We start from the raw sequence: 16,054 nt of genomic DNA, 5'->3' as shown, positions 1-16,054 counted from the left end.
TTAACGCCGTCGGTCGTAAGCTGCGTTTGCTGGCCGGTTGGTACGTCGCGCACCCATAAATTGTAGTCTTTAATGTAAGCGGCTTTCTTTTTGTCAGGCGAAAAAACCTCCAGACCGGCCGCTTCTCCTCTTGGCGGACGGCCACCATCGCCAGCTTCCGTTATGGGCTGGGCTGGTGCTGAAGAAGCCGTAACCTGATTGGCTTGTATATCGTATTTCCACCATTTTCCTCCCAATTGGAAAGATACCGATTTATTGTCTGGCGCGAAGCTAATGGTTTGAAAAGGAAGCCGGTTAGCCTCGTATTGTTTACCACTTGCTTCCGATAGGGCACCGGCCAGTTTCTGGTGATCAAAGGCGATAGTACGTGTCCCTTTCGCCGGATCGACAAGGATAAATTCACCACCCTTCGCATTCAGGTCGCGGTACCAGAATCGGTCGCCGGAAAGCCAGTTTGGTCGTACTGTAGCGTGGTCAACCAACTGCTCGGCATTGGTAGAGACGTAACGTTGTGCTTGTTCGTAGTCTTTGTTTGTTAATGGAGTTCGCTGTTGAGCGAAGGCCGACACAATAAGTGCAAACGCAAAGCTCGTAAAGAAAAATTTATGCATTGTTGACTGAATTTGACGAAATATACTACGTATCGCTGTTAAATTCACGGATTAACCAGAAAGTCGACCGGATGAAAAAGGCCAGTAAACGACGATAAATGACATGATTCAATTTAAGCGGATAGATCATCTCCTGATATGTGTTCCTGAAGGAACAACGGCGCAGGCACGGGCTTTTTATGGGGACGTGCTACGTCTGGAGGAGATACCGGGAAATCATCCTTCGGGTGCGATCTGGTTTACGATTGCTGATATTCAGTTGCATATTCGGGAAGAAGCTGGCGGCAATTATTCCAAACGCCATCCGGCTTTTGAAGTGACTAATCTGGAAGAAGCCCGGCAGGAGCTGGAACGTAGCGGACTGGCCATCGAATACTCCTCTGAGATTGACGGACGGCAACGTTTTTTCTTTCACGATCCGTTCGGCAACCGAATTGAATTATTGGAGTTTATAGGCTGATGTTCGGGTCGCCGAAGAACCTGTCTAATACTAAAGCAGGGCATTCGTTGCAAAACCCTATTAAAGCTCTTTCGTTCTTAACTTTAGAGCTAGTACGTTTATCTCGCATTGAAGCAGTTACACCATTGAATACGGATTCAGCAATAACCAGCGATCTTTTCGAGCTTCTGACAAAGGCCACGCGTGATGCGGTCTGGAATTGGGATCTGGAAGCCAATACAGTTTGGTGGAATGAAGGCTATACCAGTTTGTTTGGCCATGATTCCAGCCAGAGGGAGAAAGGCCCGGAGTCGTGGTATGATCACATTCATCCCGATGATAAAGACTTTGTTTTAAGCTCGATCCATGATGTCATTGACAGAGGGGGCGTAAACTGGTCGGCTGAATATCGGTTTGGGCGGGCCGACGGAACCTATGCAACGGTCTACGACCGGGGCTACATTCTGCATCGCGATGACAAAGCGGTTCGCATGGTTGGTGCTATGCAGGATATTTCTGAGCGCGTTGCCCTGCAAAAGGCCCGCGAAGAAAGTGATGATCGACTACGGTTTGCTCTGCAATCAGCGCAGCTCGGCACCTGGGATGTTGATCCGATTCGTGGGATTGTAAACTGGGACGATCGCTGTAGGCAACTCTTCGGCCTGACCAAGCATAACACAATTGCCTACAACGATACGTTCCAATATATTCACCATGACGACCGGCGTCGGGTAGAAGAGGCTATGCAGTGGGCGTTGAATCCGGCGTCGGGGGGCTATTATCAGTGTACGTACCGGATGATTGGTGGGGATGACGGCAAACTTCGCTGGATTCGGTCGATGGGGCAGACACACTTCAACGAAACCGGACAGGCTTATCGCTTTTCGGGCGTCGCCCAGGATATTACTGAAGAGGTAACTGCCCGGGAGAAATCCGATTTGTCTGAGCAGCGAGCTCGATTAGCCCTGCAAGGCTCGGGCGCTGGCTCATTCCTGATCGATCTGGCTACTAACGAAATTCTTTATTCGCCCACGTTTTCCCGAATATTGACTGGTGAGTCAGTGATTGGTCTTGGGCGAGATGTGTTCATCAACCATGTTCATCCCGACGATCGCAGAATCCGGGAACAGGCTTACGAAACCGGAGCCCATAACGGTACAATCAGTTATGAAGTACGGTTTGTCTGGAAAGATCAGTCGATCCACTGGGTCAAAGTACTGGGTCAGTACATATTCGACACGAACGGTAAAGCAATTTCTTTTTCGGGAATTGCTCTGGATGTTACCGGGCAGAAGGAGAAGTCCAGAGCCCTGAAAGAAGCCGAAGGGCGTTTTTCGATTGCGTTTGCCAATACGTCTGTCGGGATGGCCTTTACCGATCCGCAGGCTAATTTTTCGATGGTCAATGAAGCCTACACTAAATTGCTGGGCTACTCATCCGAAGAATTAAGCCACCTGAACAGTATTCAACTAACCCATCCCGACGACCGGGTGTATAATCGGCAGTTGTTCGATGAAGTTGCCCAGGGAAAGCGCCCGTTCTTCAATTTGGTGAAGCGTTACGTTTGTAAAGATAACTCTTTTCGATGGGTACAGATGAACGTTACCCGTCTGGTTGATGCGCAGGACGTATCACAGAGTATGGTCATCATTGCCTACGATATTACGGAGGCTGTAGAAGCCGAAGCAAAATTAAGAGCCAGTGAAGAGCGGTTCCGAAATATGGTTACCCAGGCTCCGGTGGCAATTGGTGTGCTTAATGGACGTAACATGACCGTGGAAACGGCCAATACGTCGATGCTGGAAATATGGGGGAAAGACGCGTCTATTGTTGGGTTGCCAATTGCTGAAGCCCTTCCCGAGATCCGGGGGCAAGGTTTTATCGATCTCCTGGAAAAAGTCTATGATTCAGGCATCTCTCACTATGGTTATGAAACCTTGGCCCAACTACACCGCAAAGGACAGTTGGAAGATGCCTATTTTAATTTTGTTTATGCCCCCGTGCGGGATGATGGTACCATTACTGGAGTCATTGTAATTGCAACAGAAGTAACCGCGCAGGTAAAGGCTAAACAAGCGTTGCAGGCAAGTGAGCAGCGGTTTCGGGATTTGATCTCCGATGCTCCCGTTGCCACTACGTTATACATTGGAAGAGAGCTGATCGTCGAAATGCCCAATGAGGCCATGCTTAGGTTATGGGGTAAAGATAGCTCGGTAAATGGAAAGCCACTGGCTTTGGCGCTACCTGAGCTGGCCGGACAGCCCTTTCTGGAGATACTGGATGAAGTCTATACAACTGGTATAGCGTATCATACGCAGGAGTTAAAAGCAGATTTGGTGGTAGATGGTGTGCTGGGGTCGTATTATTTTAATTTCTCGTACAAGCCGTTACGAAATTCGGAAGGAGACGTATATGCCATCCTGAATATGGCAGTCGACGTAACGGAGCAAGTGTTGATACGTAAAGAAATTGAAGAGCTGGTGGCTAGTCAGGAAAAGCAGATTCAGGCGAGAACAGAGCAGCTCATGACGTCCAACCAGGATCTGCGTCGCTCAAACGAAAACCTGGAAAAGTTCGCTTACATTGCCAGCCACGATTTGCAGGAACCCCTGCGTAAAATCCAATCGTTCGGGGATATTCTGAAATCACAGTATGGCGAGCAACTGGGCGTTGGTATCGAATTCCTGGACCGAATGCAAACATCGGCCAGCCGGATGTCGCTTCTGATCAAGGATTTACTGGCATTTTCGCGGATCTCGACCCGGCAGGAGCGTGTCACAGACGTTGTTCTGAATAGCATCATTGCCGACGTACTCGATGACCTGGAGGTGACTATCAGGCAAGCTGATGCCCAGCTCGAAATCGATACGTTGCCGACTATATTGGGCGATACGTCGCAACTACGGCAACTATTTCAGAATCTGTTAAGCAACGCCCTGAAATTCCGCCAGGTAGGAGTGAAGCCTGTTATTCAGATCCGCTACGAAACAGTAGTCGCCAGCGAACTTCCTGACTCAGTGGAGCCGACTCAGTTAGCTGCGAAGTATCATTGCATCAGCGTATCCGACAATGGGATTGGTTTTGACGTAAAATACGTAGATCGCATTTTTCAGGTATTTCAACGGCTCCATAATCGTAATGAGTACGCAGGTACGGGTATTGGCCTGGCTATCTGCGAAAAAGTAGCCGCCAATCATGGAGGAGCCATTACAGCTAGCAGCCAGCCGGGGCAGGGCGCTACATTTATGATTTATCTACCCGCCGATTAGATCTAAACGTTTCACTAATTAGTCCCTTACTTTCCGCGCCCGCTTGCGCAACCAGAGTTCTGGTTATACAAGCGGGCGCAACGGTTTACCCATAAATGCTACGTTGCCGAAATAAAAATTATTAGAAAAATATTCATATTAAACTACTGATTATTAGCTATTTAATTGTGGTGTGTGTCGACCCTAAAACGTTTTTAATTAAGTTTTTGGAGAAATTTTTGAAAGCTGTGCAACCTCTTTGTCCACTTCTGTCATCTTCCAGTCAAACAACACAAGATACGGAAATCTAATTGTCGACAACTTCAGTTTTCCTGCACCATGTAATTAGATACAATCATGAAAACCTTCAAACACATCCTCGCTACGGCGCTGGTCGCTACATCTGTCGCTGCATTCGCGCAAACAACCGTTACGGTTATAACATCTGCCGATTCGGTCGATAAAGCCTCTATTACTCAATCATCTAAGAGAACGTATCGGGTTCGGTCGGGCCCTAGTTTTTATGTTGGCTTTAACAATTTTGGCGGATCGCTACCGGCTGGCTACGATTTCCGCCCCATTGGCTCACGGTTTGTTGCTGTAGGCTGGCAAACCCGTATTCCGCTGGTTATGAGTGGCTCCACGAAGCTACGCCTGATTACGGGTCCTGAAGTTGCCTGGAATAATTTTATGTTTGAAGGACGTAATACGCTGGTTGAACAGAACGGTCAGCTCGTGATCGAAGAAGCTGATCAGGATTTGCGCCGATCGAAACTGGTGGCGGCTCAACTGAACCTACCACTGATGATGAACGTATCGTTCCGTTCAGGGCTGTCGCTCAGCCTGGGAGGATACGCCGGTATGCGGTTAGATAGCTACACGAAGGTGAAACCTGTAGGTGGCTCAGCCGTTCGTAACCACGGAGCTTATAATCTGAATTCATTTCGCTGGGGATTGACCACCGAACTTGGTTATCGCGGAAGCGCCAAGCTTTTTGTTCGCTACGAACCGAATAGCGCCTTCCGAACAGGGCGGGGACCGGATGCCAACATATGGGCCGTCGGTGTAAAATTCTGATTAGCTGATGATTATATTGCTACGTTTCCGTCGAATCGTTTCCGTTGCTTAATGATCGGAAATCCCAGCAACTGCCATTCCAGCATGCCAACAGCGGAGTAATGCAACTGTTTATTCGACCGGAAAGAAACCCGCGTAGCAACAGGCCGCCAGCGAATGCCCGATACGAAACCACTGATTCCGGAACTGCTCTGAATTCGTATGGAATCGGACTGATTAACTCGCGTTAGAAGAATACTCTGATAAATCTTTATCGTCATCTGGTCTTCCAGAACAGGATGAAGATACCGCCCAAGTCCTGAATCGATAGGCGCGTTGTGCTGAACTGTTATCGATTGAAAAGAGCCGGGCTTGTCTGATTTGTTCGCTTGTTCATTTGTTGGCTCATCCGAATGCTGACACATTGCCGTTAGCAGGGCAAGTGGCGGAAGAACCCCCAGAATATTGCCAAATCGTTCGCGCAGGGATTTAAAGCCGGTGAACAGGCCAAGTAACAGGCTACCAAACAGACATAGATTCAGGATGCTCCATATTGCGTTTAAGATTCCCATAGTGCCTGAGATAAGAAAACGAAAATTAGCCAATAAAAATTAAACACCCATGCAACGTTACGCATCCATACGTGTCTTTGGTTCGAAGTCTTCTCAAGGTTACTAATTCAACCCTTAAAATCCACTCATATAGCCGTTCAGACCGCTTGTGTAAGAACAGGTACTTTGCGATGCATACTACCTATCTTTGCCATGTACTCCGAAATGAACAGCAAACGACCTTCATAAGATTAGTGCCATGAAAAAGACTCTATCACATCATTTATTACTCTGGCTCGCCTTTTATGGCTTGCTTCTGTTAACGCTCTCAACGGCGTCTGGGCAGGTGCTGACGCGAGGAACTGTTAATGGACACGTAGCAACGGCAACTGGTAAACCACTGGAATTTACAACGCTCATGCTCCTGAAAGCGAAAGACTCTGTATTGGTGAAAGGTGCTATCAGCGATGTAGATGGAAAATATGCTTTCGAAAATGTCGGAGCCGGACGCTACGTAGTAGCTGCGCAACAGGTCGGTTACCGCAAAACGTATAGTGCACCGTTCGAAATAGATGAAAAGCAGCCTGCTCTGGAAATACCCACACTGGCAATGACCGACGAAACCAAAAACCTGACAGAGGTAAAAGTCATTGCTCAGAAGCCCTTCATTGAGCAACAGGTTGATCGTACGGTTGTTAACGTCGAGAACAGTATTGTGGCTAGCGGAAACACGGCCCTGGAAGTACTGGAAAAAGCACCGGGCGTTACCATCGACCGTCAGAACGATCAGATTCAATTGAAAGGTAAAGCGGGTGTTATTGTATATATCGACGGAAAACAGACGTACCTATCACAGCAGGAAGTATCCAATCTGCTGAAAAACACGCCCAGCGATAACATTGCTTCTATTGAGATCATTACGAACCCTGGCTCCAAATATGATGCGGCTGGCAATTCGGGGATCATCAATATTAAAATGAAGAAAAATAAGAATTTCGGAACAAACGGTAACGTAATTGTCGGCGCTGGCTATGGCTGGGTCAATAACCTTAGCGGAACCCGTAACGATTTACCGAAATTCAACAGTTCGCTGAATTTGAACCACCGCGAAGGAAAGCTAAACCTGTTCGGAAACTATAGCTATACCAATCGGCAAAGCGCCCAGATCAACGAACTGAATCGGGTTATTCCTTTCAACGGTCGTACTACGTATTTCGATCAGACCTCGTTCCGCCCGAATCAGTTTGTAGGCCATTCATACAAAGCCGGACTGGATTATTTTGTCAGTCAGAAGAGTACGATTGGCGTATTGGTCAATGGTTTCTCGAACGACTGGCAGTCGGCCGGGCAGAATAACACGCTCATCAGCGATGGAAACCGCCAGCTAACCAGCAAAGCGCTGACCCGGACGGATATGCGTAATTTTCTCTCGAACGTAACGACGAATGTTAATTACAAATATGACATGGGCAAAGGTCGTGAGTGGACCGTCGACGCCGATTACGTTCACTACGGTGGAGATAATACCAACAACCTTAGCACTGCGTATACAAACGCTGAAAACGCAATGATTCGCCCAAATCAGGATGTTCGAAACCTGATGCCTTCCACAATCAACATCATGGCTTTCAAAACGGATTATGTGCATCCAATGAAAAACGGAAGCAAATGGGAAGCCGGGCTGAAAAGCAGTTTTGTTAAGGCCGATAACAATACCATTTACGATACGTTGCAGCAGGAAACCCGACAGTGGTTGCCTGACGCGAGCCGCTCCAATCAGTTCAAATACGACGAAAATATTAACGCCGGTTACATTAACTACGCTGGTAAATTCGGTAAATTGAAAGTGCAGGCAGGGTTGCGGGCTGAGCACACACACTCGGTTGGTACGTCGGTAACACTCAACCAAACTGTAGATCGGAACTACCTGAATATTTTTCCAACGTTGTTTCTGTCGCGGCAGCTAGATACGAACAACGTACTGAATCTGTCGTACAGTCGCCGGATCGACCGCCCGGACTATCAGAACCTGAACCCGTTCGTATTCTATCTGGACCCCTATACTTTTCAGAAAGGGAATCCATTTCTGCAGCCTCAGTACACGAATTCAGTAGAGTTGACGCATGTGTTCAAAAACATGATCACAACAACGCTGGGCTTCAGCCGTACGTCGGATTTCATCAACCGCGAAACTCCCCGGCAGATTGCTTCGGAAAACATTACCTACGTAACACCCGAAAACCAGGGGCACCTGGATAACCTGAGCCTGAACGTCAGTTTTCCAGTAACGATTGCCAAATGGTGGCGAATGCAGAATAACGTCAATACGTATTACCAGTCGTATCAGACATTTTATTCAGGCACACCGTACGAAGTGAAACTGGTTGCTTACAACGTATACACATCCAACAACTTTACGCTGAGTAAAACGCTGTCGGCTGAAGTATCAGGCTGGTATAACTCGGCATCGCAGTACGGTTTCTATCGGGCGCAGCCAATGGGTGCTTTCAGCGTCGGTGTACAAAAGAAAGTAATGGAAGGCAAGGGAAGTCTGAAGCTGAACGTGAGCGATCCTTTCTGGCTGAACTACTTCCGGGGCCGTGCTGCCGTACAGGATATAGATTTCCGCGTCTTATCGCGCTGGGAAAGCCGTCGGATCATGTTAACATTTACGTATCGCTTTGGTAATCAGAACGTAAAGGGCGAACGCCAACGGAATTCGGCCACATCCGCCGAACAGAAGCGGGCTGGTGGAAATAACTAGGGAGAAGCGAAGGTTTCGTTACGTGTAGGGTCGTATCGCAATCTGATTTAGTCTTTATTTTTCCTTCTTCCTCTTTGAAGATTTTAGTTTAGGTTAAGAAAACGTGAAAGCCATGCTCACCTTGAAGCATGGCTTTTTTGTTGGTTGATTGTGATGAGGTTATAAAATTGTTTAGGGATAGCTTTGGGAATAAGGAATAAATGTTGACAGAGAATGTAGGTAGGTGTCTGGAGAAAAGCTATAGCTGGTATCAACACGACAAATCATTAATAACCGTAAAATAAAAAGGATGCCTGACTCAATAATTCGCGTGCTCAATCAGTACGCTTGAAACTATCTTACTGGATTGTATAAGAGTGGAACATATTAAATTCTTGACTTTACATATGAAATATCTTTCCTTAATACTCCTTCTAAACCTTGTAGCTACCCCCCTTTTAGCCCAGTATAACTATGTAGCTACTACTCCCAACTCAACAACTCCCAGTAGTTTCAATACCTTCGTGGGCAGCAGTGCGGGTAATTCAACCATGAGCGGGGGGCAAAACACCTTCATTGGGGCTTCGGCTGGCCGAAACAACACCACTGGCAACTATGGTACCTTTATTGGGTACGCTACTGGCAGCGCCAATAATACAGGAAGCGCTAATACGTTCGTTGGCTATCTGGCGGGCTTTGATAATAAATCCGGGAGTAGCAATGTGTTTCTTGGATTTAATACGGGTTCCAATAACGTGTCGGGCAATAACAATACATTCTTAGGTTATTTAGTGGGGAATAACCTGACAACAGGATACAGCAATACTTGGGTAGGGCATCGAGCTGGCTATAATAATCTAAGCGGCCATAACAGCATAATGATTGGGGACTCAGCGGGCTACAACAGCACTGCTTCTGACAACATATTCATTGGCTCGAAGGCGGCTAGTCAGTCCACCTACGCCACTTTAAATACAATTATCGGTCAGCAGGCTGGCTACAGTAACTATGGAGGCAAAGAGAATGTACTGGTAGGATATCAGGCAGGCTACACCACATATTACGGTAGCGCCAATACAATAGTAGGTAGTGCTGCTGGGTATAAGAACCAAGCCTCCAGCAATACATTCGTGGGCTATAGCAGTGGTTATTCGAATACGTCTGGTGAGAATAATAGTTTTAATGGTAACCAGACTGGCTATTCTAATACGACCGGTTCCCTAAATACCTTCACTGGTTCTATTGCCGGAATTAGCAATACCACCGGCTCTAACAATACGTTCTTGGGGGGGCAGGCCGGGTATAGTAATAATCAAGGCGCTTATAACACATTTGTAGGCAGTAGCACGGGATTTGGTACAACCACCGGCAGCAATAACACGTTTATGGGGGCTTCCGCAGGTGGCAATAACACCATCGGCAGCAACAATACGTTCATAGGCAATCAGGCGGGAAGTAATGTCACTACGGGTAATAACAACATCATCATTGGGCCGAAGTCGGGTACCGCCGTCACAGATGGGAGCGACAACGTACTGTTAGGCTACCAAAGCCAGGCCGAGGACGGCTTACGCAACGCCATAGCCATTGGAGCTAACTCTAGAGTGGCCATCAGCAATGCCTTAATTCTGGGCAGTGGAGTGAACGTAGGCATTGGTACCTCTGCCCCTGCCGTTCGCCTGCATGTGCGAAGTGAGCAGATCAATGAGTCGGGCGTTCGATTCGAACAGTTGACCAGTCAGAGTCCAGTCGCCAGCGGAACCGATCAGTTTTTAGCTGTCAACGAAAAGGGCGATGTAATCAAAGCTCGTTACCAACTCAGAATCAGCAACGCCAGCGAATGGAGCGATAAGGTTTTTGAGCCGGGCTATTCACTAATCCCTTTAACAAAAGTTGCGGCTTACATTAACCAGCACAGACATTTGCCGGGGGTTCCCTCGGCCGACCAAGTGGTCAAAGAAGGTATAGATCTACCCAGGTTAAACGCTACGTTGCTGGAGAAGATTGAAGAACTAACTCTGTACAGCATTCAGTTAGAAAAGGCTAATCAACAGCAGGCTCAGGAATTACAAATCATCAAACAGAAACAAGCTCAACTGGAGCATATGCTGCAAAGCCTGATGAATCGTAAATAATTGCAGATGCTGTCAGTTCCGGTTTTTTGTCAATTGCGTGCTGCTGTTCCAGAGTAGAAAATCACTGTAACTGAACATTCGGGCCTTGCTCATCTGGAGTCTTGTTTGCTTAGCATATCCTTACTGAATCAATAGCTTGACAACTCTTGTGACCGCTCAGCAATTGGCTTATTTCAACCCATCGACGACGGGAAATGGGTAATACCTCCCCCGAGCGTAGGTATAGAAAGCCCCCCTGATCATTACCTCTGCGCTCAATGCGGTCAATGTAATGACGGTTAACCAGGCACTTGCGGTGCAGGCGTAGAAAAGACTGACCGGGGAGCTGAGTCCGATAATAAGCTAAGGCGCGCGGCATCAACATCCGTTGACCACTGTGCCATTGTAACCAGCTGTAGTTACCAACTGCTTGCAGATAAATCAAGTCTGAAAGGGGGTAATCAACCTTTCCTTTGTTTTGAATGTGAACCCGAAGTGTGGGTTGAACAGATGGTTGCATAGAAGGTGAAACGACAAGAGGTTAATTCATACGGCATTATGCAGAAGGCCATCGACCGTTACTGGATTTCAACACGCGCAAATCTGGGATTAGATCTAATCAGTAATTAGAGACAAAAGTCAGTTGGCCTTTTTGTGCTGACTTCTGTTTGATGGGCCTCATGATGACACCGTTAAACCACTCAATCGGCACAAACTGAGGAGCTTTACAGTTGGGATGTTTGGGATAGCTCACAAACGCCTTTTGCTGATCAGGCGTCAGATAATGAACTGTGATTAACTGGGGCGTATCAATAAAAGTGGGATAAGTATACTGATAAGTTCCCGGCAGAAATGTGTTCATAGCGTCCATAATAACTGAATAAATACAGTGTGTATACTACGTTGATTGGGTTATATATCTATTTATTTTGTTTTCATTGTGAAGTTATTGGTAACAAACGGGTAGCTGATGTATTTCTCGATGAACTGTCGGGTTTTACCGGTTTTTGGTAGAAACTGCCGGTTAAATGGCTAATCAAGTTAGCTGCCTACCAACTGACTGGGCTGTTTTTAAGAAGATGCCGGCTGAGAGGTTACTGTGCAGTATGTTAACCTGCGGTTGCGACCAGATCGATCTGACGAAGGGGCTGTTTTAACAAATGACACAGCCAGTAGGCGATTGAGGTGTTGAAGCACTCAGACTTGACCTACAAACGAAAACTAATAAGTCTATAAAAAAGATAAGGTTCCCTGATCATCGCAGAGAACCTTATACTGACTATTCCTAAACCCTTAACCTTTTCTACATGAAAAACTAACTTTTACTCTTTTCTGTTCCAGAATACCAACCTAATTCGGTATTTATTGAACGTTATCAATTTGGCTGAGAGACTGATCGGCATTCCAGAGGAAGTTGATCATCCGGGCTGTGTAACTAGCCTGGCTCGTCCAGCGAGTGGCCTCGGCATCTTTCTGCTTGGCCAGTGTATTCGTTACTTGAGTAGCAGCTTCGTTGAATTTAACACGGTCGGCAGGGCTGATTGTTAGCACTGCGGCCGGCTTTTGATTATACAACGAGACAACGCTCATAAAGTTTTGCCAATTGGTAGTCTGCGTAAGCTTGTTAACGTTTTGTTCAGCGTAGGCAACGAATTGCTTTTGTGAACCATTTACAAGCATGGCATTCGCCGGCTTGGTGGCTGCCGGGCTATCATCAGTGTTGGTGGTGGTAGCCGCGGTTGCCTGTGTTGTCGCTAATCCTAATCCAAGAATCACCGACGCAAAGATAACACGCGATTTCATTGTTTTGTTCTATTTTTGTTTCAATTAGACAACGCACAAAGGTCTAAAGAAAGTTCTAAAATACAAAACATCTCTATGGGTCGGTCAAAATAATATTCCGAATCTACTTCTATTTTAGATGAAAAATTGTCGTTAAAAGTAAGTTTTTCTTTGGAAATAAAAATTAAATTCTAAATTGTACGTTTCTAATATGAATAAAATATTGTTGTGTGTTGATGAAATATTCTTTAAAAAGTTATATCATTGGTTGTAATTGTTCATAGCTGTTTGTATTCCCATAGTACAAAAAGATAATATGACGTCGCCAGTCCGGTCTAAATACGCAGGCAACTGGATCATTTCGTCCTCTGGAAACTCTCCAAGAACAAAATCAACTTGGCGCCCTTTAGAAAAATTGTTGCCTATTCCCACCCGCAATCTGGCGTATTCCTGCGTGTTCAGTAACTCATCGATATTACGTAAGCCATTATGTCCACCCGATGACCCTTTGGGTTTGAGTCGGAGTTTGCCAAACGGTAAATCTTTATCGTCTGTAACAATCAATAGATTTTCAATCGGAATGTTCTCTTGTTTCATGTAATACTGAACAGCCCGTCCACTAAGGTTCATATACGTAGTAGGTTTCACAAAAAACAACTGCCTTCCCTTATACTGCCATTTAGCCGTATAAGCTAGGCGAGTCATTGAAAAAGTGAAACCATGCTGTGCTGCTAAACGGTCGAGCACCATAAAACCAGCATTATGGCGTGTAAGGGCATATTCAGGGCCAATATTGCCCAAGCCAACTATTAGAAATTTCATGTTTTAATTGATACAATATATACGTTGCATCCAAAGCTGTTGTCCGCTTGCGACGTAATAAACCAGAAATTGGCAATTTACAGCTTTCTGCAGATCGTTTCCAGGCCTCGTCTGCAAATACTATTGACAAGGGAATCCTTCACCTCTGAAGTGTTATGAAATTATAGCTTATGGATAGCTCCACTAAAGTTTTTTTTTACAAAGTGTACATGTAATATTATAATGTGATAATTATTTCAACAGAATATCTTTACAATAAATGTAACTGTATTTGATAGGATTATATGTAGAACTTCGTAAAATTGAAGTAGTGAATATATTTACTTATCGAAATAGTAAATTGTAATCCAATTTAGTTGAGTAAGTACTGTAAATTATAATATAGGTATATCAGCTTAGTATATTTTTAGTGCCGTTAAACCATATTGCATTGGTCAGAGTCTCAATTAAAAAACACTGCCCTAACTGATTAGATATATGCCTAAGATTTTACTTTTATTATTAATTGGCTTAGGCGGTTTACTTGCCTTTGCTGGCTATTGGACAGCCCTGATCGATTGGGTTCAGGATGTTTCGGGTGGGGTTTACAGGCAAAATTTTATAGAAGCAATGCTCGAAACCTCTGGTTTAGTGATCTATACCTATTTGGGAGTTCGGTTTTTTAATCGACATCTGGGATCTTCCCGATAATGTGCAGTGATAAACACAGATTTTCGCGCAGTAAATTATATTTCAATACGTAGTTTTACCTGACTCATATATCAGGGAGTGTACAGAATGCTATGAAAATCTATTGCTGGCTTTTGATACTGATCTTTTTAAGTTGCCAGGAACATAACAAAACCTCAGAAAATCAGCCGGACGCTGTTCGTGATTTACTCATAGATCGGTCGTTCTGGAAAACAAAATCGGTAGAGAACGCACAAAATAAGCTTACAAACATCCATCGCTTCACGATTACCAACACATCGCACCAATACGCTTATCGGACTATCAAAGTCCGGTTTGATTACTATGATCGCGACCATCGTAAAATTGATGAATCAATACGTGTCCTTGAGCGCACAGTAGAACCCAGAGCTGCTATCAAAATTGACTCCGTCGAGGCTGGTTCAGCTAAAGATGCAACCATTACTGCGACGGCTACTATAGTCAATGCCTCTACAGTCTCCAACTGACCACCGGAGTTAATACTGGAACACTACGTCATTTTATAACGGATTAATAACCTTCCGGCGAAACCCCTGTTATTATAGTTCAACGATACGAACTAATTATGAGTGTTTCGATCCAAGCTAAGGCCGTAGCGTGGGCATTAGCAGGAATTGGCGTCTGGGCGGCTGCCAAAGCGCTACTATCCCAAAAACGTAAAATTAATTTTTCGGGCAAGACCGTAATCATTACGGGGGGCTCTCGGGGTTTAGGACTCGAAATGGCTCGCATACTGGCGCAGGAGGGAGCCAACCTCGGTATTTGCGCTCGTAATGAGGATGAACTTGAGCAGGCGCGGGCTGAATTACAGCAGTACGGTGTTGCGGTATACACACAGGCTTGTGACATTACCGACAAAAATCAGGTTGAGCATTTTGTTGAGAATGTTCGCCAGACTATCGGTCCCGTCGACGTGCTCATTAACAATGCGGGTGTAATTATCGTAACTCCCTATGAGCACGCTACTGAAGATGATTTTCGGGAGTCAATGGACACAAACTTCTGGGCGGGTTTTCATATGATTAACGCTGTACTGCCACAAATGCTGGCTCGTGAAAAGCGCTCGACTGGCCGGGGACGTATCGTCAATATTGCTTCATTTGGCGGGAAAGTAGCTGTGCCACATCTGCTGACGTATTCAACCAGCAAGTTTGCCATGGTGGGTTATTCGGAAGGGTTACGGGCTGAATTGCAGAAAGATGGCGTTTACGTGACAACCATTTGCCCTGGTTTAATTCGTACAGGCAGTCCGCGTAATGCTATTTTCAAAGGGCAGAATGAGAAAGAGTATGCTGCGTTTAAAATCAGCGGCTCACTGCCTTTTTTTACCATCGACTCCACAGAGTGCGCCCGCGAAATAATTGACGTCTGCCGTTATGGTGAAGCTGAGCGAGTTATTACGCTGCCTGCCAAAGTAGGGGCTGTTCTTCAGGGGGCAGCGCCGAATCTGGTTTCTGAACTAATGGCTATTGTCAACGAAACATTACCCGATCCCGGTGGGATTGGCGAGGCACGAGCACTGGGTAAAAACAGTGAAACAAGTATATCAGAATCCGTACTAACAACGCTTACCGACAAAGCCGCCGAACGTAATAATGAGATTTGAATTAAACGGTTGCAGGCTGATTTGAGTTGCTATCAATAGAAAAAGCCTGATTCGTAGAAAATCAGGCTTTTTCTATTGAAGCCTTAATTGATGTCAACCTAAGGTAACGTACACTACTCATCCTCAATAGTTACGTCGTGTTTTTTAGCTGCTTTTTTGATACGGTCTTTGATTAGCTCTACCTCGTCTGCGTCGTATTTCGCTGCATTATCCTTATGATTGATGTAGCTCCAGGCGGCCCGAACATGCTCAGGCGTGTCAATTGGATATTTTTTGTTCGTCCGGTCAGCGAATTCGACATCACCGTATTTATGCTCACCTTCAGTCGGGTTGACGTCGTCGCGACGATCAATTTTTGCGTCTGTTGCCAT

At 45.8% G+C, this 16,054-nt stretch carries 15 protein-coding genes; 8 read left to right on the top strand and 7 right to left on the bottom strand.

Translation table 11 applies throughout. The features are described from left to right. A partial coding sequence (locus tag ACOJS8_RS03580) for a DPP IV N-terminal domain-containing protein (protein WP_420147160.1) occupies positions 1-611 on the bottom strand: 611 nt, incomplete at its 3' end. A gap of 103 nt (positions 612-714) precedes the next feature. Between ACOJS8_RS03580 and ACOJS8_RS03575 the strand changes: the two genes are divergently transcribed. From ACOJS8_RS03575 to ACOJS8_RS03565, 3 genes are all read left to right on the top strand, one after another. After that, complete coding sequence (locus ACOJS8_RS03575) at positions 715-1,071, top strand: VOC family protein (RefSeq protein ID WP_420147159.1); 357 nt, start codon at positions 715-717, stop codon at positions 1,069-1,071. Positions 1,072-1,196: 125 nt separating this feature from the next. Then, entirely contained in the window at positions 1,197-4,319 is a 3,123-nt protein-coding gene (locus tag ACOJS8_RS03570) for a PAS domain-containing sensor histidine kinase (protein WP_420147158.1), read from the top strand. A gap of 336 nt (positions 4,320-4,655) precedes the next feature. Then, entirely contained in the window at positions 4,656-5,375 is a 720-nt protein-coding gene (locus ACOJS8_RS03565) for an outer membrane beta-barrel protein (protein ID WP_420147157.1), read from the top strand. A gap of 11 nt (positions 5,376-5,386) precedes the next feature. On the opposite strand, the gene ACOJS8_RS03560 is transcribed toward ACOJS8_RS03565, so the two are convergent. After that, positions 5,387-5,926, bottom strand: a complete 540-nt coding sequence (locus ACOJS8_RS03560) for a hypothetical protein (RefSeq protein WP_420147156.1) — start codon at positions 5,924-5,926, stop codon at positions 5,387-5,389. A gap of 238 nt (positions 5,927-6,164) precedes the next feature. Between ACOJS8_RS03560 and ACOJS8_RS03555 the strand changes: the two genes are divergently transcribed. Beyond that, positions 6,165-8,669 carry an outer membrane beta-barrel protein gene (locus tag ACOJS8_RS03555; RefSeq protein ID WP_420147155.1) on the top strand — a complete coding sequence of 835 codons (2,505 nt, stop codon included), beginning with the start codon at positions 6,165-6,167 and terminating at the stop codon, positions 8,667-8,669. 386 nt (positions 8,670-9,055) lie between these two features. After that, positions 9,056-10,783, top strand: a complete 1,728-nt coding sequence (locus ACOJS8_RS03550) for a beta strand repeat-containing protein (RefSeq protein ID WP_420147154.1) — start codon at positions 9,056-9,058, stop codon at positions 10,781-10,783. Positions 10,784-10,892: 109 nt separating this feature from the next. Here ACOJS8_RS03550 and ACOJS8_RS03545 read toward each other — a convergent pair whose 3' ends face one another. The 4 genes from ACOJS8_RS03545 to pth form a co-directional block, all read right to left on the bottom strand. Beyond that, positions 10,893-11,282, bottom strand: a complete 390-nt coding sequence (locus ACOJS8_RS03545) for a LytR/AlgR family response regulator transcription factor (RefSeq protein ID WP_420147153.1) — start codon at positions 11,280-11,282, stop codon at positions 10,893-10,895. A gap of 99 nt (positions 11,283-11,381) precedes the next feature. Next, complete coding sequence (locus ACOJS8_RS03540) at positions 11,382-11,624, bottom strand: hypothetical protein (RefSeq protein WP_420147152.1); 243 nt, start codon at positions 11,622-11,624, stop codon at positions 11,382-11,384. 500 nt (positions 11,625-12,124) lie between these two features. After that, on the bottom strand, positions 12,125-12,565 hold the full coding sequence (locus ACOJS8_RS03535) for a hypothetical protein (protein ID WP_420147151.1): 441 nt from the start codon (positions 12,563-12,565) through the stop codon (positions 12,125-12,127). A gap of 240 nt (positions 12,566-12,805) precedes the next feature. Further along, positions 12,806-13,366: an aminoacyl-tRNA hydrolase gene (gene pth / locus ACOJS8_RS03530; protein WP_420147150.1), complete on the bottom strand. Its 561-nt coding sequence runs from the start codon at positions 13,364-13,366 to the stop codon at positions 12,806-12,808. Between the two features lie 477 nt (positions 13,367-13,843). Between pth and ACOJS8_RS03525 the strand changes: the two genes are divergently transcribed. The 3 genes from ACOJS8_RS03525 (at position 13,844) to ACOJS8_RS03515 (ending at position 15,683) form a co-directional block, all read left to right on the top strand. Then, positions 13,844-14,056 carry a hypothetical protein gene (locus tag ACOJS8_RS03525; RefSeq protein WP_420147149.1) on the top strand — a complete coding sequence of 71 codons (213 nt, stop codon included), beginning with the start codon at positions 13,844-13,846 and terminating at the stop codon, positions 14,054-14,056. Positions 14,057-14,169: 113 nt separating this feature from the next. Next, positions 14,170-14,544, top strand: coding sequence for a hypothetical protein (locus ACOJS8_RS03520; protein WP_420147148.1), 375 nt, complete (start codon positions 14,170-14,172; stop codon positions 14,542-14,544). 98 nt (positions 14,545-14,642) lie between these two features. Next, entirely contained in the window at positions 14,643-15,683 is a 1,041-nt protein-coding gene (locus ACOJS8_RS03515; RefSeq protein ID WP_420147147.1) for an SDR family NAD(P)-dependent oxidoreductase, read from the top strand. 113 nt (positions 15,684-15,796) lie between these two features. On the opposite strand, the gene ACOJS8_RS03510 is transcribed toward ACOJS8_RS03515, so the two are convergent. Beyond that, complete coding sequence (locus tag ACOJS8_RS03510; RefSeq protein WP_420147146.1) at positions 15,797-16,054, bottom strand: DUF6582 domain-containing protein; 258 nt, start codon at positions 16,052-16,054, stop codon at positions 15,797-15,799.

This window comes from Spirosoma sp. (assembly GCF_048594605.1).
Taxonomy (GTDB): domain Bacteria; phylum Bacteroidota; class Bacteroidia; order Cytophagales; family Spirosomataceae; genus Spirosoma.
Note: the sequence above shows the minus strand (reverse complement) of the source record. Positions and strands in the feature narration are given on the sequence as shown.